This window comes from Terriglobales bacterium (assembly GCA_035624455.1).
Lineage (GTDB): Bacteria > Acidobacteriota > Terriglobia > Terriglobales > Acidobacteriaceae > DASPRM01.
The window spans coordinates 20,318-41,098 of the sequence record DASPRM010000153.1 but is presented as its reverse complement, the minus strand read 5'-3'; the positions used below and the strand labels follow the sequence as shown (position 1 = coordinate 41,098).

Sequence of the window (20,781 nt, the reverse complement as noted above, 5' to 3'; positions counted from 1 at the left end):
GTTGCAAATATCAACATCGAATACAATGAGAGTTGCTGCTGTCTTGCTTCGCGCAAGCCGGAACTCCCTGATGTGAAAGAATAAAGAATTATCCGTATGACATCGAACGGCTTCTCGAATTCGCGCTTTCATAATCTGCGCTCCCTGTTCAGCGTGTTTTCCAGTGATCTGGCCATTGATCTAGGTACCGCTAACACTCTGGTGTATGCGCGCGGCAAGGGCATCGTCGTAAACGAACCTTCGATCGTCGCTATCAACAAGAACTCGGGCGAAGTCGAAGCGGTAGGCAAGGAAGCCAAGGAGATGCTGGGGCGCACTCCCGGGAACATCGTAGCCATCAAACCCATGAAAGATGGCGTGATCGCCGACTTTAAAGTCACCGAGAAGATGCTGAACTACTTCATTCAGAAGGCGCACAATCGCAAGATGCTGGTACATCCGCGGATTGTTATCGGGGTGCCTTCAGAGATCACGCAGGTAGAGAAGCGTGCGGTGATGGATTCCGCGTATCGCGCTAAAGCCAGTGAAGTTCATCTGGTGGAGCAGGCGATGGTGGCGGCGATCGGGGCCGGCCTGCCTATTACTGAACCCAGCGGCAATATGGTGGTGGACATCGGCGGCGGCACAACAGATATTGCGGTGATCTCGCTGAGCGGCATCGTGTATTCCAGGTCCGTGCGAATGGCGGGTAATCAGATGGATGAAGCCATCATGAATTACCTCAAGCGCAAGTACAACCTGTTGATCGGCGAGCGAACGGCCGAGCAGATCAAGATCGAAATCGGTTCTGCCTACGCGTTAGACAAGCCGCTGACCATGGAAATTAAGGGGCGCAACCTGATCGAAGGAGTGCCGAAAAGCATTACCATTGATGATAGCGAGATCCGGGAAGCCCTCAGCGAGTGTGTGGCCACCATCATGAATGCGATAAGGGTGGCCCTGGAGCGCACCCCGCCCGAGCTATCGGCCGATATCAGCGACCGCGGCATCGTGCTGACTGGGGGCGGCGCTCTGTTAAAGAACCTCGACAAGCGCATTCGCGAGGAAACCGGATTGCCGGTCTCGATCGCTGATGATCCTCTGGCCAGCGTGGTGCTGGGCACCGGAAAAATGCTCAGCGACTTCAAGCTGCTGCGCAAGATCTCGATTGAATAGATTGGTTTCGCTGCCGTGGGATGCTGTGAGATGGAGAGCATGTCCCGGCGAGAAGCCTTCCTGCGACCAAGCGACTAAGTACTGGCGAGTGCTGTTATGGAAAACGTTATCGGCCGGCATAAGAACCTCGCCAACCTAGTGGTGTTGCTGCTCGTAATTTTCCTGCAGGTTCTCGGCTTGGCCATCCAAGTGAAGCGTCCCACCGATGCCGGTTCCGCCCGCCTGATCCAGGTGTGGAGTGTCTCCGCCATGACGCCGTTCATGAAGGGGGTGGTCCACAGCCAGCAATGGTTTACCGACACCTGGCATGGCTATTTCGATCTGCGACGGGTACGCAACGAGAACCGCAGCTTGCGTGACGAGTTGGCCCTCATGCGTGTGGAACAAGTCCGTCTCATGGAGGACGCCAACCAGGCGCGGCGCTTACAGCTATTGCTGGGATTCAAAGAAACGTACATTTCCCAGACGCTGCCCGCGCAAGTCATCAGCACCACTGGCTCGGAATTTTCCCGCGGCATCTATATCGACAAGGGGTCTCACGACGGGGTGAAGGTGGACATGCCGGTGATTACGCCCGAAGGAATCCTGGGAAAAATCCTGCGCATATATCCCACTACCTCACTGGTGCTGGAGATCAATGATCCCAGCAGCGGCATTGGTGTGATTCTCGAAAAGTCGCGTCTGCAAGGTATTCTCAAAGGAGACTCTACCGGGACCGGCGAACTTCAAATCCACTACATCATGAGTGATGAACATGTTGAGGTTGGAGAGCGGGTATTCACCAGCGGTGGGGATCGCATTTTTCCCAAGGGTTTGCCAGTTGGTGTCGTAGCCGAAGTGGCGCCCGCCACCGACCGCACCTTCCTCAAAATCCGGGTGAAGGCGGCTGCACAACTGAGCCGGGCCGAGGAAGTGCTGGTGATCACAAAAGTGGAGGATCGCTCGCCGCAGCTGGCGGACAACGGCCAGCCGGTGCGTGCAGTCGATGTCCTTGCTGAGCGACTTCCTACGGTGACTCCGCCCGCCAAAGACGCCAGTGCCGCGGAAGAGAAACCCAAGTCCGCTCCCGGTACTGCCACCGCCTCCGGCACAGGTACTACGCCGAAATCCAAACCAACTACGGGACCGAACAATCCAGCCTCTGGTGCAGGGCAGACGCGAAGCACTCCCACTGACGGCTCGAAACCGGCGGCACAGGTTATCTCGCCCAATACGGATGCTAGTGCTTCCCATGACCGCAATCCCTCTGGCACTCCCTCAAAGGCTGTAGCCGAGCAAACTCCGACAAGTGATTCCACTGCCAAGGACAATCCCCGCTAGTGCAGATCACCTACGGCAGAGAAGAGCGCATCGAGGTTTACCACTTCAGTATTTGGGTGACCGTGCTGGTGCCTCTGTTCGCGCTGGTGTTGCAAGCCTTTCTGCCGATCCGGCTGCACTTTTTCAGCATCTTCGACCTGCCGTTGCTGGTAACGATTTTCTTCGCGGTGGCACGGCGCAGCCAGATCAGCGGGCTGATGACGGGCGCGATTATTGGCCTGCTGCAGGACTCGCTAACGCATCAGCCGTTGGGAGTGTATGGAATTTCAAAATCGATAGTTGGATATGCGGCTTCGTCAGTGGGCGCCAAGATCGATGTGGAGAATCCAGGATCGCGGCTGCTGCTAACCTTCTGCTTCTATATCCTGCATCAGTTGATTTTTTTTGCCGTCGCGCGCGGGCTGGTGGGAGCCGATCTGCGTTGGATATGGATGCACGAGGTGCGTGGCGCCATCGCCAACAGCATCGTGGCGGTGGTGCTGTTTTATCTGCTGGATCGGTTCAAACACCAATAGGCAGGCCGGACTACACCGGTGATTCTTTCCAGCCGTACACGTCCTTACGGCGTGTCCAAGGCAGGCAAATCCGCACGCTGACCTTCTGAACCTGCTACACTCTTGGTGAACCTGCGGGCAGGTCCCTTCCCACAGTTGGCCCAAGATCATGGTGTTTGGCCGCGAAGACAAAGTCTCTCCCATCCGCATTTCCGCGGTGCAGTACACAATTCTTCTGATTTTTCTGGTACTCGCATTTGGGCTGTGGCGGCTGCAGGTCGCCGGGTCGGACTACTACGCGTCCCTCGCCGAGAAAAATCGCGTACGAACCGTGCCTATTCTCGCTCCACGCGGCAAAATTCTCGACCGTGAAGGTCGCATAATCGTTGACAACTACCCGTCTTTTTCGGCACTTCTGCTGCGCGACCAGAGCCGCGATATTACGGGCGACGTAGAGAAGATTGCAGCCGGTCTGCACATGGATCCCCAGGACGTAGCCGAGCGTATTCGTCGCTTTGCCTCCATGCCGCAATACCAACCCATTTTCCTCAAGGACGACATCACTCCCGACGAACTGGCCTTCATCGAGTCGCATCGCAACGAGATGCCTGAGCTCGACACGATCATGGCCCATCGCCGCCTTTATCCCAAGAACGGCTTCATGGCGCATGTCGTCGGATATGTGGGTGAGGTGAGCGAGGACATGCTCAACCAGGCGCAATGGGAGTTCTACCATCCCGGCGATATCGTGGGGAAATCGGGGGTGGAGCAGTACTACAACGACATCCTGATGGGTAAGGACGGCTCACGGCGTGAAGTTGTGAACAGCCGCGGCAAAGTGATGCGGCCGTTGGACGAAATTCCGGCTGTGCCCGGGCGGCCTCTGCGTCTGACCATTGACCTCGACATCCAGAAGGCAGCGGAGCAGGCGCTGGAAGGGAAGAGCGGCGCCATCGTGGCCATGAATCCCAAGAATGGCGAAATCCTCGCCATGGTAAGCCGTCCGACATTCGACCCGAACTCTTTTGCTGTCCGCATATCCAAAGATGAATGGTCGAAGCTGGTCAATGACGAGGGCAAGCCCCTGCTCAACAAAGCCATTCAGGCTCAGCTTGCGCCCGGCTCGACTTTCAAGATCATCATGGCGACTGCGGGCCTGCAGGAAGGGATTGCCCAGAACCTGCACGTTAACTGTGGAGGTGGCGCGACCTTCTACGGGCGTTACTTCAAATGCTGGGTCACCGCCGAGCATCGTGTGCACGGCGCGGTCGATATCCGGAAGGCAATTTATCAGTCCTGCGACGTCTTCTTCTACACCCTGGCCGAACGCCTGGGGATAGGACGCATCGCCAAATGGGCGACCTTGTTAGGTATGGGGCAGCGCACGCACGTAGATCTTCCGCAGGAAGCGACGGGGGTGATGCCCTCGGAAGAGTGGAAGATCAAGAACTTCAAACAGAAGTGGTACGCAGGAGAAACCATTTCTGTAGGCATTGGCCAGGGAGCAGTAGCTGCCACCCCGATTCAGCTCATGCGTGCTATTTCTGGTATCAGCATGGGGGGAGAATTGTTCCGCCCACATGTGGTAGCGCTGGGTGGAATTCCCCAGGATCTGCGACCGCACTATAAGGAAATTGCCGCTAAATACGAGGATGAGACACGGGTTCCTATCGATCCCAGCAACTGGGAAATCGTCACGGACGCTATGTCGGAGGTGGTGAATCCGATCGGCACTGCGCCCAGCGCCCACCTGCAGGGGATCGATTTTGCGGGCAAGACCGGCAGTGCCCAGACCATCAGCAACCAGGCAAAGGCAAAGATCGCAGGTGGGAAATCGAAATTCAAAGACAATGGATGGTTCGTGGGTGTAGCACCACGACGCAATCCGGATATTGTTGTCGCGGTCTTGATGGAGGGAGGCGAGCACGGCTACCTGGCGGCACGCACAGCTTCGCAGGTGATCAAAGCCTTTGTCGAGAAGCAACGGCGCGTGCTCAACAATGTGGCGTATGCCGCGCCGCCGGGATACGTGCCTCCGGCGAAGCCTAAATCATCGGAAACCGGAGCTCTGGGTTCTCCTGCAGCCGAGGTATCAACTAGAGCTACTGTTGCCGCGACGCAGGTTAAGCCGGCAGCGGAGCGATCGGTGGGATCGGCAACGGCGCCGGAATTAAAGACTGCTCCGAAGAGACTGCCCGCTGCGCCTGCTCCTAAACCGCAGCCTTCGCGTAGTCCGGAGAACAACCAGGCTCCCGGTTCACCGACCGCTTCTCTGAGCCCTCCAGTGGAGATCAGCGGAGTGTGGAACGCTGCCAGCGAGGACGGAAATGATGCTATTGGCGCGGGAAAATTCCAGGTAGCCGCTGGCACTCCGGCGGCGGCCATGGTAGCCGCTCCGGGCATTCCAGATTCGCGGTAGCGATTACGAATAGTAAATGCGGGCCTGAGCCCGCCGGGTCAACACATGCAACGTTACGTCTCATTGCGCGATTTCGATTGGGTTCTGCTGGCCTTCGTGCTGGCCATCTGCACGGTGGGCGTGGTTGAAATCTACAGCGCCACCCTGCACACCAAGTTTGTTGGATCGCATATCCGCCAGGTCTACTGGGTCCTCGGCGGCATTCTGGTAATGCTGATTGTCAGCCGGATTAACTATCAGACATTGCTGGAGAACGTGCCGTGGATGTATGTGATCTCGGTGGCCTCGCTGTTGGCGGTGCTGATCTTCGGCCAGAAGTATCTGGGAGCGCGGCGCTGGATCAAAATCGGCAGCGGGGTTCACTTCCAGCCATCGGAATGGGTAAAGCTGGTGCTCATTCTTGCGATGGCCAAGTATTTTGCTGACAACCGCCAACCGGAACAGACCTTGGGGGAAGTGGTGAAGGCAGGTTCGGTGGTCGGTATTCCCATGTTGCTGGTGCTGGTACAGCCGGATCTTGGCACGGCGTTAACTTATATGCCGATCGCGATCATGGGACTGTTTCTGGGGGGATTGCGCTTCAAGTACAGCGTGATCATCGTCCTGGTAGCGGCTCTGGCGATGCCATTGGCGTGGCACGGGCTGAAACCCTACCAGAGGGATCGACTCACGAGCTTTATGCGCCCCGAGGCCGACTCCCAGGGGAAGGGGTATCAGGTTATTCAATCCCTGATTGCCGTTGGAGCTGGCGGATTGTGGGGCAAAGGAACGACGCAGGGCTCACAAACACAGGGGTTATTCCTTCCGGTCCCGCATACCGACTTCATCTTCGCTGCTTTCGCGGAGGAACATGGTTTTGTGGGAGCCTTAGGTGTTCTCCTGCTATACTTTATGGTGCTGATGCGGTTAATCCACAATGCCCAGACGGCTCCCGACCGGGCAGGGGCGTTCGTGGTAATGGGAGTGGTGGCGGTATTGGCTTTCCACATCCTGGTGAACGTCGGCATGGTAGTCGGATTTATGCCGGTTACCGGAATACCCTTGCCATTAATGAGTTATGGCGGGTCATCGGTTTTGTTCACGTTCCTGGCACTGGGCATTGTTATGAACATTCGTATGCGCCGGTTCGTGAACTGAGTCGAATGGAGCAAGCGGGATCTGCTCCAAAGAAGTTTGTGCAATATCGGTTTCGAGATCACGATCACTCTCACGTAACGAGAGTACCCGGCTGAAAGTGCCGGACAGGATTGCAGTTATCCCAAGCGGCGCAGCCGTGAGGGATGCGGACAGCGCGACAGGGCGGGTAACGGCCCCCTCGCCGCTCGGAAGGAGTTTCGCGATAGGGATCGCGGTAACGTTCCAGACGAAGGCGCAGAGAGCGGTCACAAACCATGTTGGCGCATGTAACAGGTGCGTAAGATTCTAAAGCTCAGCCAACGAATCCAGCCCACCGACATAGTTCGTGGGCACGGCCACGCGAAGAGGTCTCTCGCTGCAGGCATAGACCGCCTGCATGGGAATGAGCAACTTCGGCATGGCCCGCATCTTTTGGCACGTCCTTCCTGCAAGCCTTTCTGCTTGACCTTCGGTTTCTGATCCGGAGGGCACTCGGCCGGAAGCGCGGCTCTGGGAGAAGAGCTAGCGCCCGGAGTCTCAATGACAAAAGAACTATACGTTTCTTCAACGCCGCATCAGACCAAGATTGCGCTTGTCGAAGACGATCAACTCGCAGAGGTCTACTTTGAACACGAGAACGAATACACCCTGGCGGGCTCCATCTACAAGGGCCGAGTTACGCGGGTGCTACCCGGAATGCAATCGGCGTTCGTGGATATTGGGCTCGAACGCGACGCCTTCCTTTACGTCTCCGATTTTTACGAGGTGGAAGACGAAGAGGAGACTGGTGAAGCAGTGCCGGTTGCCCGCCCGTATGAGGTAAAGCCGGAACCCCGAGCCTCCGTGCCCGATGAGCTTCGCAACGAAGCTCGCGGGGAGGCAGAAGACAGCTCAGCCGAGGCCAGGGACGTCGAGGACACCTCCCGCTCTGAAAATGGCAGCGACGAGAGCGAAGGAGGGCGACGCTGGCGCGGCCGGCGTCGCGGACGGCGCAACCGCAGCCGCGGATTTTCCGAATCCAAGTTTGCCCACCCAACCGCACCAGAAGCCCAGGAATCCGGAAGTGGGCCAGCAACCGAGCCTCCGATCTTGCCGGGCGAGTCATTGGCAAGATTTCGACGGTCTGAAGAAGAAACGGAAGCAGCGCAGGAAACCGAAAGCGAAGTTGAAGCCCCAGCGGCGAGGGAAGCCCACGAGGAGAGCAGGGAAGACGTGCGGCCGGCAATTCGTAACGAAGAGCCGCCGTCCTCACGCCATCAGAAGCAACCCGTCATTCTCCCCGGCGAATCCTTCGCCAAGTTCAACCGCAAAAACGAGACAACATCTAGCTCCTCTGAAATTCCTAAGCAAGGCCGGCAAGAGTCACGACGTCAAGAGTCACGAGGTCCACAGTCGTATCGCCCGTTCGAACCGATCATTCTTCCTGGCGAGTCCATCTCCAAGTACGAGCGATTGCGCGGTCACCGGGTGGAAGCTGCAACTGAAACTCATCACGCAGAGCCCTCACAGGAATCCGTAAGCAGCCATGCTGAGGCGGCTGCCCGGAAGGAGGCGACCGCAGAGGCACAGCATCCGGAGCCGCCGGTATCCGAATGGAGCCGAGCGGAGGAACCCCAGTACCACACGCTGGAGGCGACCACTCATGCAGGAGAGGACATTACGCCGGAACCCTCAACCGAGTGGCAATTGCAGCCGCCCACTCTTGCAGAGGGGCAACGTTCAGAGGAGTCCGAAGAGAAGTTTCCAGGACCCGAGCTTGCCGCTGATAGCGATAGCTCTGAGATCTATGGGACTTCAGCTGAGGAGCCGTCTTTGCAGTGGGAAGCGCGGCAGATTTCTTCCCATGACGAAGCGCTGGGAGAGCCGATAGCCCCCGCACCCAGCTACGAAAATGCACCCGCTGGCGCATTTGAAGAACAGGAGATCGAAGAGGATGAGGCTGACTTGCCGCATCCCGCGGAGTCGCTGGATGAGGGCGAAGATTTCATCGAATTGGAGGAGGAGACCTTCGAGCCGGGTGCGGCTCGAGCGGCCAGCGAACTTGCAGATGCCGTACAGGAGGTAGCCAAGGAGCGTGAGATCTTGGGAGGCTACAGTGCCGAGGGCGAAAACGACTTGAGCGAGCTCGAGGAGATTGAGCAGGACGTTTATCCCACTGCGAATGGGACGGTAGGGGAAGAGAACGAAATTTCGCGGGCAGAACTTCGCGGTCCTGCCGGTACGGCTGCGTTCCAGCAGCGCGCTGCCGCACGCCCTGAATTCGATCGTTACCAACGCAATCGACGCGGTGGGCGCAGGTTCCGTGCTCGCCGCGAAAATCAGCGACAGCCCGTGTTGATCAGCGACATCCTCAAGGAGGGCCAGGAGGTCCTGATCCAGATCGCCAAGGAGCCAATTGGCAAGAAGGGTGCGCGCATTACCAGCCATATTGCACTTCCCGGGCGATTCCTTGTGTACATGCCGACCGTGAATCATGTGGGAGTCTCACGCAAGATTTCCTCTGACGAGGAGCGGCAGCGGCTGAAGAGGATTGTGTCCAGCGAACGTGAGAATGGCCACGGCGGATTCATCGTGCGCACGGCGGCTGCGAATGTCAGCGAGCAGGAGTTGCGTGCCGATATCCGCTTCCTCAAGAGCCTGTGGAACGATATTCGTACGCGCGCGGACAATTCCAAAGCCCCGGCGCTGATTTACCACGACCTGAACCTGGTGGAGCGCACCCTGCGCGATCTCGTGACCTCGGACTTTTCCGCCATCTGGGTGGACAGCGAAGCCGAATACGAGCGCGTTCTTCGTTTCGTGAACCGCTTCCAGCCATCACTGGTGAAGCGTGTCAAGCTCTACACCAAGGAGACGCCGCTGTTTGAACAATTCGGCATCGAGGAGGAGATTAACAAAGCGCTCAAACCCAAAGTCTGGTTGAAGAGCGGTGGCTACATTGTCATCAACCAAACCGAGGCCTTGGTCGCCATCGATATCAACACCGGAAAATATGTAGGCAAAACATTGCGCCTGGAAGACACCATCTTCAAGACTAACGTAGATGCCTGTAAGGAGATAGTGCGCCAGGTCCGGCTGCGTGATCTGGGCGGTATTATCGTGATCGATTTCATTGATATGGATGAGCGCCGTAACCGCCAGCGCGTGATGCAGGCTCTGGAGGAGGAACTCAAAAATGATCGCGCGCCCTCTAAGGTTCTCCAGTTCAACGATTTTGGACTGGTTGCAATCACCCGCAAACGGGTAAAGCAGTCGCTCGAGCGCACCCTGGGAGTCACCTGTACATATTGCACCGGAAGCGGGTTCATCAAGTCGCCCCAGACGGTATGTAATGAGATTTATACCGAGCTGCGAAAGATGGCTTCGCGCCTGGAGAAGGACACTATCATCCTTCGCGTGAACCCGGAAGTCGCCAAGGAACTGAAAGCAGACAATGGGCGTTGGTTGAATGACATGGAGGAACTTACCGGGCGCAACCTTATTGTCAAGCCTGACGCCACGCTCCACCAGGAGCAGTTCGACATGTGAGTTCCTGGGGAACGCAGAAATCAATCCGATCCAAGGCCTACGCTGGAACTCTTTACTTGATGATTTCAGCAAGCGCGAAAGCCGCAGCTTCTGCGGCTCTCTCCTTATCCCGGGTTCCCGTTTCCTTCCTATAAACTGCAAATGGTTTCAGCCGATGACGGGAGGGCTGCCAACCCTCACATATTCCCCAACAACTTACGTCGGGAAAAGCTGGTAATCAACGTGCAGTTACTAAAGGACAACTCAAGTAGAGTGGGCACTCCCCCTGCTGACACGAATTTTCTATCGGCAGGCACTACGAACCCGCTGGGGCACGGACTTGGCGCTCGGCCCACAAGCAGCCAGGTCATTCGAGCCGTGCCCCGGCGTCTTCCCATGGAACTCTACTGATCAACCTCTGTACTTTCGAGACTTGGCAGAGGGCTGAGGTTTGCTCTGTTATAAATCGTACGGATACCCCTGGAATGCATTTAAGAGACTACCTAGGCCGGGTAAGGGAAGCGCTTCTGCGGAGATGGAGAAGTTGGTCTTCGGCGACTCGTTTGAGCGTGGTTGCAACTCTTTTCGTAATGTTCACATTGTGCTCGTATTTCGTGCTACGCGCTGAGTCAGCGACTCTTCAGTTCAGCGTGCAACATAATTTTCGTAGTGCCAAACTCAACCTCTTCGTCGACGAAAGACTGGTTTTGGCCAGCGATCTCTCCATTACCAAAAAACGGCTCGGAATCTTCGGTCACGCCCAGGGGGCTTTTTCTCGCACCATTCGCATTGCTGCCGGTCAGCATCGCGTGCGTGTGCATATTTGGGAGCCAAACGGCAGCTTTAACCAGACCCGCGAAAATTATGCGGAATTTGCGCGTGAACCCCAGGCGCACCTGCAGGTTGTTTGTGGCTCCCATGGGGGGATGGCCCTGAATTGGGAAAACCTTCCAGAACTTAGTCAGGAATATGGCACGACCCCAGCATCATCGAAGGCCGCGGCATCCACCCTGCCGAAATATTTGATCTCGGTGTTTCTCAGTTTGCTTTGGACTCTGGGTTCAGCAGTGGTTGGATTCTACCTGCAGGAATACATGCGTTCGCGCCGCCGCACGCAAGCGCTCGGCGCACCTCCGCAACGAACGAGTTAAAGGACACGAGCCGAGAACTCGTGGCCAGCGACCTTCCGCAGTCTGGCGTAACTGGAGAGCAGGACTGCATCTACGGTTGGCGCGGCACGCCCTGAATATCAGGTCAAGCGATAGGCATCTGCGTTACTTGCGTGTAATATCTCCGAGATTCAGGGCGGAGGAACGTCAGCATGACCTCGCTTAAGAAGGCGGTGGTAATCGGCTCTTTTTCTGTTGGGGCATTACTGCTTTGCAAAGGGAAGCGAACAGCGGGACTGGCGTTGACCACGGTTGGCGTTGCCGTGCTTGCCGCTGAATATCCAAAAGGGTTTGCTGTGGTCAGCGTTTTCATACCCGGCTACTTCTCACGTGCCGCCAGGATCTACTCAACCGTTACACAGATTGCCGATCAATTCCGCCGGCGGGATGATGTCGGCGCTGGCTATCCCCTGCAATACAGCCCCGACTACACAGATTGAGTTGTGGCAGGCTGTACTTGCAGCGTCGGCACAGAATTGGGCCCAGTTCTCTAAGCTATCTGCAATTCGTTGCACATAAAACGCTGCAAAATTCTGAGAAATGTAAACAATTTTGCTTTCCAGTTGACTTCTTCTCGATTGAGCGCATGATTGGCGCAACGGGGTGTGCTGTGGGGCAGCGTTCCTTCCTTTTGCTTCTCACTTTCGCCTTCGTTTCCGCGGCAATGGCGTTTGGCCAATTGCAAGGTGACGCGCATGTCACGCTTGATCGCGCCAGCGCATTTTTGCAGAAGTCCGCGTTTGCACACGGCTACATGCACGGATACGAAGAAGGCTTCCACGTGGCCGATTCCGATCTCCAGATGTACCGGGATTTCCGCGAAGTGAAGTCGATGGAAAAATTCCGCAAGTGCATAGGCTATCGCCCCGAGTATGGTGAGCGCCACATGTTTGACAGCGGATACCACGAGGGGTTCCGGGTCGGTTATTTCGATGGTTATGCGGGACGCCGCTTTCGTGCAGTAGAGGGAGTCCGCAGAGCTGCCGGCGATCTGCTGGATCACCAGCAGATGAATTTTCATCCCTCGCATAGCTTTGATGAAGCGGTGATGGCCGGGTACCTCACCGGCCGCACGCAGGGTCTGCAGGATGGTCGCGAGGCAAGCAGTTATCGCTCTGTGGCTGGGAACTGCAGTTCCATCCTCGACGCACGGCACGCCGGTGCCGGCCCTGAATATTGCGAAGCGTTCCGCCGGGGTTACCAGATCGGCTACGGCGATGGCTACACCAACCAGCGCCCGCCTTCATCTGAACGTGATTCTCCACCCGCAAAAGAAGCAGAAGTTGCCGCCAGCGAGCAATCCGGAGGACGGTAAGCGGACGGCCATTGGCCATTGTCCAGGCGTCCAGTGTCCCTTCGGGCATTGTACGAAGCGATTCCCCTATTCCCGCTCCGGTCAAATGCAGCTATGCTTTGTGCGAAGTTGATAGGGGACCCCACCCATGACGAAATCATCCAACTCACGGAAACCCAAGATTCACATTGCGGTCGTAGAGACAGACCCTCTGCGGCTGATTGGTCTTCGCGCGCTCTTTGATTCCGAATCGGACTTCGAATTGTCTTCTGCCGCACTCGCCCAGATCGCCACCTTGCCGAACGTCGATATCGTCCTCCTAGGCAACCAGGCCGGGCAGAATCTGTTCGATGTGATGGCTGGCCTGAAGGCCGCTCGGCCGGACCTGCGCATCATCGTTACCGGGACGGGAGCCGATGATGAAGCCATCCTGAAGGCTCTCGCGGGTGGGGCCAAGGGCTACGTAGACGAAGCTGCCAGTCCCGAAGAATTCATCCAGGCTATCCGCATCGTTCATCAAGGTTCGGTCTGGGCGCCACGCCGCGTTCTTTCCATGTTCATCGAGCGAGTCACATCTTCACCGGGGAGGATTTTCCCTGCTGGACGTGTGACGTTTACCGATCGCGAAAAGCAGGTGCTGGAGTTATTGGTAGCCGGCAGGTCTAACAAGGAGATCGGTAGCGTATTGGGCATCGAAGAGCGTACGGTCAAGGCGCACGTAGCCAAGTTGATGCGCAAAGTGGGCGTACAAAACCGTATTGCGCTCTCTGTCCATGCCATCACGCACTCGCTGGTTACCAGCAAGTAATCTTCTCAAACAAAGGCGTTTAGGTTCTGCCGCCTATTAGCTGGCATATCGGCCCGCGGCTGGTTTCCGCCAACAGTTACTTACTAAATTACCTTCGGACATTGGCCGAATTCGCACCTCCTTCTAATCTAGCGTAACTTGAGGACTTCGCGGGGCTGTCGCATACTCGGTGCACCTACCACAGAACCTGGGAGACGGGGGTTGGAGCCGGTAACGAGGGTCACTGGTTTCAACCCCTCATTTTTTCCCGTCCACAGTGAACGCCTCCGCAATCCAGGCTTTCATCCCTGGCGGAAAGTCGTGCGCGCTTCGTGCGGGTAACCAACTCAGCCAATGTTGTGCGGTCTCCGTTAGCCTTAGTATTCAGCTGTGCCTTTCGTCCGTTCACTCCAACCAAGAGGTTCTGCTGGCATGAAACGCTCATTGCTCGCGGTCTTGTTCCTGATTCCAGGCTTGCTATGGGGAGACGTTACTCGCGATAAGCCTGTAGAGCGCATCGACTCCGCCGCGGCGGTGCTCAAAGAAATCATGGATGCTCCCGATGCTGGAATTCCGGAGGAGATCCTCACATCATCGAAATGCATTGCGGTAGTTCCCTCGATGCTGAACGCTGCCTTCTTGTTCGGCGGAAACTATGGAAAAGGTGTGGCCAGCTGCCGTACCGATCACGGATGGAGCGCTCCCGCATTCTTCAATCTCAAGGGGGGCAGCTTTGGGTTTCAAGTCGGCGGGCAAGCGGTGGACTTGATCATGGTGATCATGAATGACCAGGGTATGCAGCACCTGCTTTCCAGCAAATTCGAATTGGGTGCAGACGCCTCCGGTGCAGCCGGACCTGTTGGCCGGCATGTGGAAGGCGATACCGACTGGAAAATGCGCGCTCAGGTTCTTACCTACAGCCGGGCTCGGGGAGTCTTTGCCGGGATCAGTCTGAAAGGCGCTGTGCTTACCCAGGATAAGGACGACACGCGGGCGTTCTACGGTCGAATGATTCGCTTCCGGACACTACTGACCGGCGAGGCCACGCCTACCGCCGACTCGCAGCCCTTCTTGGAGCAACTGAACAAGCAAGCTGGCGGCTCGGGCGGAAAATAGAGAGCCCGCCGGAATCCGGTTTGACACTGAAAATCTGCCGATGGTACCGTCCCCGCGTTGGCCATGCGCCACAAGCTCGAATTTGCCCTGGTATGGCTATTGGTAAAGCTCCTTGGCTGGCTGCCACGGTCCTTCTCGCACGCTTTGGCGATTTCGCTGGCATGGCTCGTGTATGTCATACACGGTCGGCTACGCCATGTGGGCAAGCGCAATCTGGAGCTGGCATTTCCCGAGAAGACCCTGGCGCAGCGCAAGAAAATCCTCAGAGGCGTTTTCACCTCAATGGGGCGGCAGCTTTCCGAATTCTGCCGCTTTCCCCGATACGACCGCGAAAATATCTCGACCTTGGCGGCTTACGAAGGCTTTGAGGCCTTCGATGCTGCTAATAAGCGCGGCAAAGGTGTGTTGTTCCTGACAGCACACATGGGTGGCTGGGAGATCGGTTCCTTTGCGCATGCGCTATACGGACATCCTCTGCAGATTGTGGTGCGCCCGCTCGACAACCCTTACGTGAACCAGTTAGTTGATCGCTACCGAACGATGCACGGTAACTCAACGTTTGAGAAGCAAGACTTCGCTCGCGGTCTGCTGTCGGCTATGAAGGCCGGAGAAACGGTAGGCGTGTTAATGGATCAGAACATGACGCCGCCCCAGGGAGTCTTTGTCGACTTCTTTGGGATTCCCGCGTGCACTGCCAGCGGGGTCGCGCGGGTTGCATTGCGCACCGATGCTGCGGTCGTTCCAGCATTCACGATTTGGGACGACCGGCTGCGCAAGTACCGTGTGTACTTCAACCCTGCGATCCCGTTGGTGAAGACTGGGGACGATGAGCGAGATGTGGTGGCCAACACCGCAGCCTTCACTCGTGTGATCGAGGACTACATCCGAAGATATCCGGATCAGTGGCTCTGGGTGCATCGGCGTTGGAAGACGCGTCCTACGGGCGCGTCGCCGTTATACTGAGTCTAGCTAGCATCAATTACGTAGACGCCGGGCGTGTGTAAAGAACTTCGTCACGCGGGATCCAGCATGAAACTGGAGAAAATCGCCGCCTCCCTGGGAGCCAAGCTGATCGGCCCGGCCTCAGTCGAGATTGTGCGGGTGGCGAGTATCAAATCTGCAACGGCTGGTTCGCTGGTCTTTGTTGAAAGCGAGAAAACGCTTAGCCTGGCTTTCGATTCGCCCGCGTCCGCCATCATCGCTGGTGATTTTGGCCGGCAGAGTGACGGCCGTAAGCCTCTGCTCATCGGTCAACAACCGCGATTGCTCTTCGCCAAGGCTGCCGCCCTCTTGGAGCCACCCCGGGACACGGTTGGTGGAATCCATCCCACGGCTGTGGTTTGCGACCAATCCGGCCTCGGGCCAGGCGTGTCGATCGGAATGTATTCGGTGATCGGGCCCGGAGCTGTGCTTGGCGAGGGCACTCGCATTGATTCAGGAGTCGTTATTGGAGAAGGCGTGCAACTGGGAGAGGGATGCGATATTCGACCCAACGTCACCATATATCCAGGAACGTGCTTGGGCAATCGCGTAATCGTGCATGCGGGAGCGGTTCTGGGTAGCGATGGATTCGGGTATGTTCGCGACGAAGGCACTGGAAAGTACCAGAAATTTCCCCAGATCGGAAGATTAGAAATCGGAGATGATGTCGAGATTGGCGCCAACAGCACCATTGACCGCGGGGCGCTGGACGCAACCGTTATCGCCAGCGGCGTAAAGATCGACAACCTCGTGCACATAGGCCACAACGTCAGCGTCGGAAAGAATGTCGTCATCGCTGCGCAAACCGGGGTATCCGGTAGTTCGGTCATCGAAGATAATGTGGTCGTGGCGGGCCAAGTGGGGATCGCCGATCATGTGCGCATAGAGGAAGGAGTCATCCTGGGCGCCCAATCCGGTGTCCCCAGCAACAAAATTATTCGGGGGAAGGGAATTCTGTTCTGGGGGACGCCAGCACGGCCGATCCGCGAGTATCTGAAAGAACTGGCGGTCTTGGCTCGTCTGGCAAGGAAGAAATAGTAGCCATGGCGATCGTGGTGGTGGGTGGACATTCGCGCAGCGTGGGCAAGACTAGCGTAGTTGCGAGCCTGATCGCGGCGTTGCGGGATAGACGGTGGACTGCGATCAAACTCACACAATATGGCCACGGCATCTGCTCGGCTGACGGCAAAGACTGCGACTGTGCATCCGATGACCACACCTGGGCAGTTACTGAGGAACGGGATCCAAAGGGAGACTCCGACACATCACGGTTTCTGGCTGCGGGGGCGGCGAAAGTATTTTGGGCGCGAACTCGTCAAGGCTACCTGGCAGAAGCCATGCCAAAGCTGCGAACCATCATTGCGCAAGCCGAGAATGTGATTTTCGAATCGAACAGCCTGATGAAATTCGTTCGGCCGGATCTTTACCTGGCCATCCTGGACTACGCGAACCCAGATTTCAAAGCATCTGCACGCGAGTTTCTAGATCGTGCCAACGCGATCATCCTGCATGAGCCTCAGGGGCATACCGTGCAATGGACTGGCGTCTCGCTGAAGCCAGTCGCGGGCAAGCCGATGTTCCGGATCGAGCCGCCGACATACGTCACTCCCGAGATCGTGGAATTCGTGCGGGGGAAGCTGGAGGCGGTGCACACCCCGGTTCGATAGTGCTCTCGTAGGTTTTCAGCGGATGCTGGCAGTCGTTCTCTGAATATCTGATAGCCTGTGTTTAGCCCGCATCTCATGCGCGACTTTGAAATTCTGTTCGATTACGGTGAGCCTGGGCCGATCAGCGACGCCGCCTATGCCCCCTACGGAGGTCTTGGCTTTCCTGAACCGCCGTCTGATCGTCCCTGGATCTATTCCAATTTTGTGCAATCGCTGGACGGGATCGTTTCATTCCTGGGCTTGGATGCGTCGGGCATGGCAATTTCCCAATCCGCCGAGGATCGTTGGCTGATGGACCTGCTGCGTGCCAACGCCGATGCCGTCCTCCTGGGAATGGGCACCTTGCGTGAAGAAACGCGTCTCGGCGGAACAGAAAGCCGGGGTCCAGTCTTTCGCATCATGAACGACAAATTGCGCGCCTTGCGAACACGCCTCGGGCGCGGCCGCGAGAAGAACATATTCGTGACAGGCTCGGCGTCGCTGGAATTTGGAAAATACCGGGTCTTCGATGGGAACCTGGTGCAGCCAATAATCGTGACTAGCACCAGCGGCGCTTCCAGGCTAACAGCTCAGGGCTACAAGCAGGTGACGGTGATTGCCACGGGGGAAGGTACACTTGTTGATCTGCAGGAAATGGTGCGCATTTTGCGGCGGGATCATGACGTTCGTTATCTGCTCTGCGAAGGCGGGCCCACTGTATACGGATACATGTCACGGGCGGGCCTCATCGACGAGAAGTTCCTCACGGTTTCGCCAGTGGAGGTGGGAGCGATTGTTCCGCCAGAGCAGCCGCGCGCAACGTGGGAGGACGCGACACGCCTATGCCGTCGTCCCACAACCTTCGAGGCGCCCGGATTTACCAAGCAAAACGCAGCACGTTGGAAATGGCTCAGTTGCCGCAAAATAGGAGATCATGAGTTCAATCGGTACCGTCGGCTGGCAGTCTCAGCTGAGAGCTGATCCTTACAGGTCCTCATGTCCGCTGTTGTCGCGAAAACACTGAAGCCAGTGGGCTCCCGCAGGCCGGAACCACGCCGCCCTCAGTCGCTGCAGGCAATCCGGCCCACCGCCTGGCTGCTCTCGTTGATCTCGGGTGTGCTGCAGGTGGTGATCTTCCCGCTCCCCAATTGGACATTCCTTTGTTGGATCGCGGTTGCGCCCCTTCTGATCGCCGTACTCTCGGCCCGGCGTGGACCGCAAGGCTTGATGCCAGCTACTGCTTGGCAGGCTGCTGCACTTGCCTATCCCAATGGGCTGATCTTTCACATTGGCACTTGTTACTGGGTGGCCAATGTGATGAAGAACTACGGCAAACTGAGCACACCCCTCGCCATGGGAGTGATGGTGTTGATGTGCATGGTTCTAGCGCTCTCACATGCTGCCTTCGGACTGCTGGTCGCGTTAGCTGCCGGCTGGAGAGGGCTGGGCACGCGCGCACTTCTGCTGGCGCCACTTTTCTGGGTGCCGCTGGAATTGTCGCGCCAATATGCATTTGGGTTTCTGTGGAACCCGATCGGTACGGTGCTGGTGGATAACATTCCCCTCTCGCGGATCGCCACCGTCACGGGCGTTTGGGGACTCTCGTTTGAGATACTGCTGGTAAACACGGTGTTTGCCGCGGCATTTCTGGGAAGGCGGGATCGTCGAATTCCCGTGCTGGCCGGCACCATCTTGCTTTGCGGCCTGCTGGAAACTGGGGCTTACTTCCAACCTGCAAAGTCAGCGGCCAGTGGCACGGCACGGCTTGTGCAAGCTGACATTCCTATCAAAGACACAGGCTGGAGTTATGAATATTTCCAGAATACGCTGGCTGACCTGACGAGGCTGAGCGTGCCTCATCCTGGCGAAGGCATGGCAGGAGATCCTCAGCCCGACCTCATCATCTGGCCGGAGACGCCTTCGCCGTTCTTCGATAATGATCCGCGTTTTCGCGGAGTTCTGTCCCAGGTCGCTCGCGACGCACATGGCTATGTCATCGCCGGTACTTTGGGAGTCCTGAGAGGCGAGCAGAACACGGAGCGCGTATCCAACTCAGCATCCCTGGTAGCTCCGAATGGCGACTGGGTGGCTCGCTACAGCAAAGTCCGGCTGGTGCCTTTTGGCGAATATGTACCGTTTAAGTTTGTCTTCGGCTTTGCTCACAAGTTGACCAAAGAAGTTGGGGATTTCGTGCCTGGAACCGAGCGTATGGCCTTGCCTGTGCATAGCTATAAGCTGGGCATTTTTATCTGTTATGAGTCGGTGTATCCGAACGAGATCCGGCAATTCGCCGACAATGGCGCCAATCTGCTCGTGAATATTTCCAACGATGGCTGGTTTGGGCACACGGCGGCACCCGAACAGCACCTGCGTCAGGCGCGTATGCGTTCGGTTGAGAATCACCGCTGGCTGCTGCGTTCCACGAATACAGGAATTACGGCGTCCATTGACCCTTATGGTCGTGTGGTAGCGCAGGCACGACGCGATTCACGGCTCGCAATTGATGTCCCCTACGGTGTTGAAACCGGCACCACGCTCTACACTCGCTATGGCGATTGGTTCCCGTACCTGTGTGCGATAATTTCTTTGGGGATGCTTTTTTTGCGCCCCGCATTCCGTAGAAAAGTGGTGAATTGATGGTAGAGGAACTGGAACAGGAATATACCCTCCTTCGGGAGAAAGTGCGCGATCTGCGGGAGTATCTTTGACCCGACCCAAGCCCACCGCCAGCTAAGCGAACTCGAAAAACAGATTGCCGATCCGGCGATCTGGTCCAATCCCCAGAAATCGCAGAGTCTGATGCGCGAACGGAAGCGCCTCACAGACATTGTCTCGACTGAGGCAGAATTAGCGCGCCGCGATGGAGAAATCAGCACATATTTTGAGCTCGCGCACGAAGGCGAGCAGGTTGACGAAGATCTCAAGCGAGAGATCGACGCCCTGCGAACGCTAGTGGATCGGCTGGAGACCGAAACGCTGCTTTCCGGTCCTAACGACGCTCTGAACGCAATCGTGACCATTCACCCAGGGGCCGGCGGCACAGAGTCGCAGGACTGGGCCGACATGCTGCTGCGCATGTATCTGCGCTGGGCTGAGCGACAGGGATTCGAAGCGGTCGTGAATGATTATCAGCCCGGCGAAGAGGCGGGGCTTAAATCAGCCACCTTCACCATCTCGGGCGAGTATGCCTACGGGCTTCTGAGCAGCGAGATTGGCGTGCATCGCCTAGTGCGAATTTCGCCATTCGATCAGGCCAAGCGGCGCCACACTTCATTTGCCAGCGTGTTCGTCTCCCCTGAAATCGACGAAAGCGTGGAAGTTGTGATTAAGCCGGAGGATTTGCGGGTAGATACTTATCGTTCGGGAGGCCGCGGCGGACAGCACGTAAACACCACGGATTCCGCTGTGCGCATCACCCATCTGCCCACGGGCATAGTGGTAAGTTGCCAGAACGAGCGCTCACAACACAAAAATCGCGATCGCGCGATGAGCATCTTGCGCTCGAAACTCTATGAATATGAGATGGAGAAGAAGCGGGCGGAAAGCAAGAAGATCGAGGAGTCCAAACTAGACATAGACTTTGGTTCCCAGATTCGCTCCTATGTCCTTGCTCCCTACCGGCTGGTGAAGGATCATCGCACCAAGGTGGAGATAGGTGACGTGGATCGCGTGCTGGACGGCGACTTGCAGCCATTCATTCGTGCTTATCTCCTGATGCGGCGGGGTGAGGGTCAGGCCGGGGTGTCAGCCCCTGCCTAGAGGGAAGGAGAAAGCTGG

The 20,781-nt window shown here is 57.0% G+C and carries 17 protein-coding genes; all 17 read left to right on the top strand.

Annotated features, from left to right (window positions below; genetic code table 11):
- Positions 1-96 precede the first annotated feature (96 nt).
- The 17 genes from VEG30_17100 to prfB all read left to right on the top strand — a co-directional run bounded on the left by VEG30_17100 (position 97) and on the right by prfB (position 20,763).
- Complete coding sequence (locus VEG30_17100; GenBank protein ID HXZ81649.1) at positions 97-1,155, top strand: rod shape-determining protein; 1,059 nt, start codon at positions 97-99, stop codon at positions 1,153-1,155.
- Between the two features lie 96 nt (positions 1,156-1,251).
- A complete protein-coding gene (gene mreC, locus VEG30_17095; protein HXZ81648.1) occupies positions 1,252-2,475 on the top strand; it encodes a rod shape-determining protein MreC in 1,224 nt (407 codons plus the stop codon).
- Entirely contained in the window at positions 2,475-2,990 is a 516-nt protein-coding gene (mreD, locus tag VEG30_17090) for a rod shape-determining protein MreD (GenBank protein ID HXZ81647.1), read from the top strand. Before mreC ends, mreD begins: the two co-directional genes overlap by 1 nt.
- 148 nt (positions 2,991-3,138) lie before the next feature.
- Positions 3,139-5,388, top strand: coding sequence for a penicillin-binding protein 2 (gene mrdA, locus VEG30_17085; protein HXZ81646.1), 2,250 nt, complete (start codon positions 3,139-3,141; stop codon positions 5,386-5,388).
- A gap of 45 nt (positions 5,389-5,433) precedes the next feature.
- Positions 5,434-6,525 (top strand): rod shape-determining protein RodA, encoded by a 1,092-nt coding sequence (gene rodA / locus VEG30_17080; protein HXZ81645.1) that lies wholly within the window; start codon positions 5,434-5,436, stop codon positions 6,523-6,525.
- 519 nt (positions 6,526-7,044) lie between these two features.
- On the top strand, positions 7,045-10,032 hold the full coding sequence (locus VEG30_17075) for an Rne/Rng family ribonuclease (GenBank protein HXZ81644.1): 2,988 nt from the start codon (positions 7,045-7,047) through the stop codon (positions 10,030-10,032).
- A 542-nt stretch (positions 10,033-10,574) separates the two neighbouring features.
- The gene (locus VEG30_17070) at positions 10,575-11,162 is read left to right on the top strand and encodes a hypothetical protein (GenBank protein HXZ81643.1); all 588 of its coding nucleotides are present in this window, start codon (positions 10,575-10,577) and stop codon (positions 11,160-11,162) included.
- A 170-nt stretch (positions 11,163-11,332) separates the two neighbouring features.
- A complete protein-coding gene (locus VEG30_17065; GenBank protein HXZ81642.1) occupies positions 11,333-11,620 on the top strand; it encodes a hypothetical protein in 288 nt (95 codons plus the stop codon).
- Positions 11,621-11,766: 146 nt separating this feature from the next.
- Positions 11,767-12,495, top strand: a complete 729-nt coding sequence (locus VEG30_17060; GenBank protein HXZ81641.1) for a hypothetical protein — start codon at positions 11,767-11,769, stop codon at positions 12,493-12,495.
- 127 nt (positions 12,496-12,622) lie between these two features.
- Positions 12,623-13,282, top strand: a complete 660-nt coding sequence (locus tag VEG30_17055) for a response regulator transcription factor (protein HXZ81640.1) — start codon at positions 12,623-12,625, stop codon at positions 13,280-13,282.
- Positions 13,283-13,693: 411 nt separating this feature from the next.
- A complete protein-coding gene (locus tag VEG30_17050; protein HXZ81639.1) occupies positions 13,694-14,377 on the top strand; it encodes a lipid-binding SYLF domain-containing protein in 684 nt (227 codons plus the stop codon).
- 63 nt (positions 14,378-14,440) lie between these two features.
- On the top strand, positions 14,441-15,340 hold the full coding sequence (locus tag VEG30_17045) for a lysophospholipid acyltransferase family protein (protein ID HXZ81638.1): 900 nt from the start codon (positions 14,441-14,443) through the stop codon (positions 15,338-15,340).
- A gap of 66 nt (positions 15,341-15,406) precedes the next feature.
- Positions 15,407-16,396 carry a UDP-3-O-(3-hydroxymyristoyl)glucosamine N-acyltransferase gene (gene lpxD, locus VEG30_17040; GenBank protein ID HXZ81637.1) on the top strand — a complete coding sequence of 330 codons (990 nt, stop codon included), beginning with the start codon at positions 15,407-15,409 and terminating at the stop codon, positions 16,394-16,396.
- A gap of 5 nt (positions 16,397-16,401) precedes the next feature.
- Positions 16,402-17,025, top strand: coding sequence for a hypothetical protein (locus VEG30_17035; protein ID HXZ81636.1), 624 nt, complete (start codon positions 16,402-16,404; stop codon positions 17,023-17,025).
- A gap of 75 nt (positions 17,026-17,100) precedes the next feature.
- Positions 17,101-17,985, top strand: a complete 885-nt coding sequence (locus VEG30_17030; protein HXZ81635.1) for a dihydrofolate reductase family protein — start codon at positions 17,101-17,103, stop codon at positions 17,983-17,985.
- 15 nt (positions 17,986-18,000) lie between these two features.
- Positions 18,001-19,641 (top strand): apolipoprotein N-acyltransferase, encoded by a 1,641-nt coding sequence (gene lnt / locus VEG30_17025; GenBank protein HXZ81634.1) that lies wholly within the window; start codon positions 18,001-18,003, stop codon positions 19,639-19,641.
- A protein-coding gene (gene prfB, locus VEG30_17020) for a peptide chain release factor 2 (GenBank protein HXZ81633.1) occupies positions 19,641-20,763 on the top strand; the annotation gives its coding sequence in 2 pieces (ribosomal slippage) (positions 19,641-19,709 and positions 19,711-20,763; 1,122 coding nt in all). The genes lnt and prfB overlap by 1 nt, the downstream gene beginning before the upstream one ends.
- Positions 20,764-20,781 lie beyond the last annotated feature (18 nt).

Excerpts from the sequence above, each read along its gene's own strand:
- VEG30_17100 (HXZ81649.1), top strand. The coding sequence starts at position 97 with ATGACATCGAACGGCTTCTCGAATTCGCGCTTTCATAATCTGCGCTCC.
- VEG30_17035 (HXZ81636.1), top strand. The coding sequence starts at position 16,402 with ATGGCGATCGTGGTGGTGGGTGGACATTCGCGCAGCGTGGGCAAGACT.
- lpxD (HXZ81637.1), top strand. The coding sequence starts at position 15,407 with ATGAAACTGGAGAAAATCGCCGCCTCCCTGGGAGCCAAGCTGATCGGC.
- VEG30_17055 (HXZ81640.1), top strand. The coding sequence starts at position 12,623 with ATGACGAAATCATCCAACTCACGGAAACCCAAGATTCACATTGCGGTC.
- VEG30_17030 (HXZ81635.1), top strand. The coding sequence starts at position 17,101 with ATGCGCGACTTTGAAATTCTGTTCGATTACGGTGAGCCTGGGCCGATC.
- lnt (HXZ81634.1), top strand. The coding sequence starts at position 18,001 with ATGTCCGCTGTTGTCGCGAAAACACTGAAGCCAGTGGGCTCCCGCAGG.
- rodA (HXZ81645.1), top strand. The coding sequence starts at position 5,434 with ATGCAACGTTACGTCTCATTGCGCGATTTCGATTGGGTTCTGCTGGCC.
- VEG30_17065 (HXZ81642.1), top strand. The coding sequence starts at position 11,333 with ATGACCTCGCTTAAGAAGGCGGTGGTAATCGGCTCTTTTTCTGTTGGG.
- VEG30_17050 (HXZ81639.1), top strand. The coding sequence starts at position 13,694 with ATGAAACGCTCATTGCTCGCGGTCTTGTTCCTGATTCCAGGCTTGCTA.
- VEG30_17045 (HXZ81638.1), top strand. The coding sequence starts at position 14,441 with ATGCGCCACAAGCTCGAATTTGCCCTGGTATGGCTATTGGTAAAGCTC.
- mrdA (HXZ81646.1), top strand. The coding sequence starts at position 3,139 with ATGGTGTTTGGCCGCGAAGACAAAGTCTCTCCCATCCGCATTTCCGCG.
- VEG30_17075 (HXZ81644.1), top strand. The coding sequence starts at position 7,045 with ATGACAAAAGAACTATACGTTTCTTCAACGCCGCATCAGACCAAGATT.
- mreC (HXZ81648.1), top strand. The coding sequence starts at position 1,252 with ATGGAAAACGTTATCGGCCGGCATAAGAACCTCGCCAACCTAGTGGTG.
- VEG30_17060 (HXZ81641.1), top strand. The coding sequence starts at position 11,767 with ATGATTGGCGCAACGGGGTGTGCTGTGGGGCAGCGTTCCTTCCTTTTG.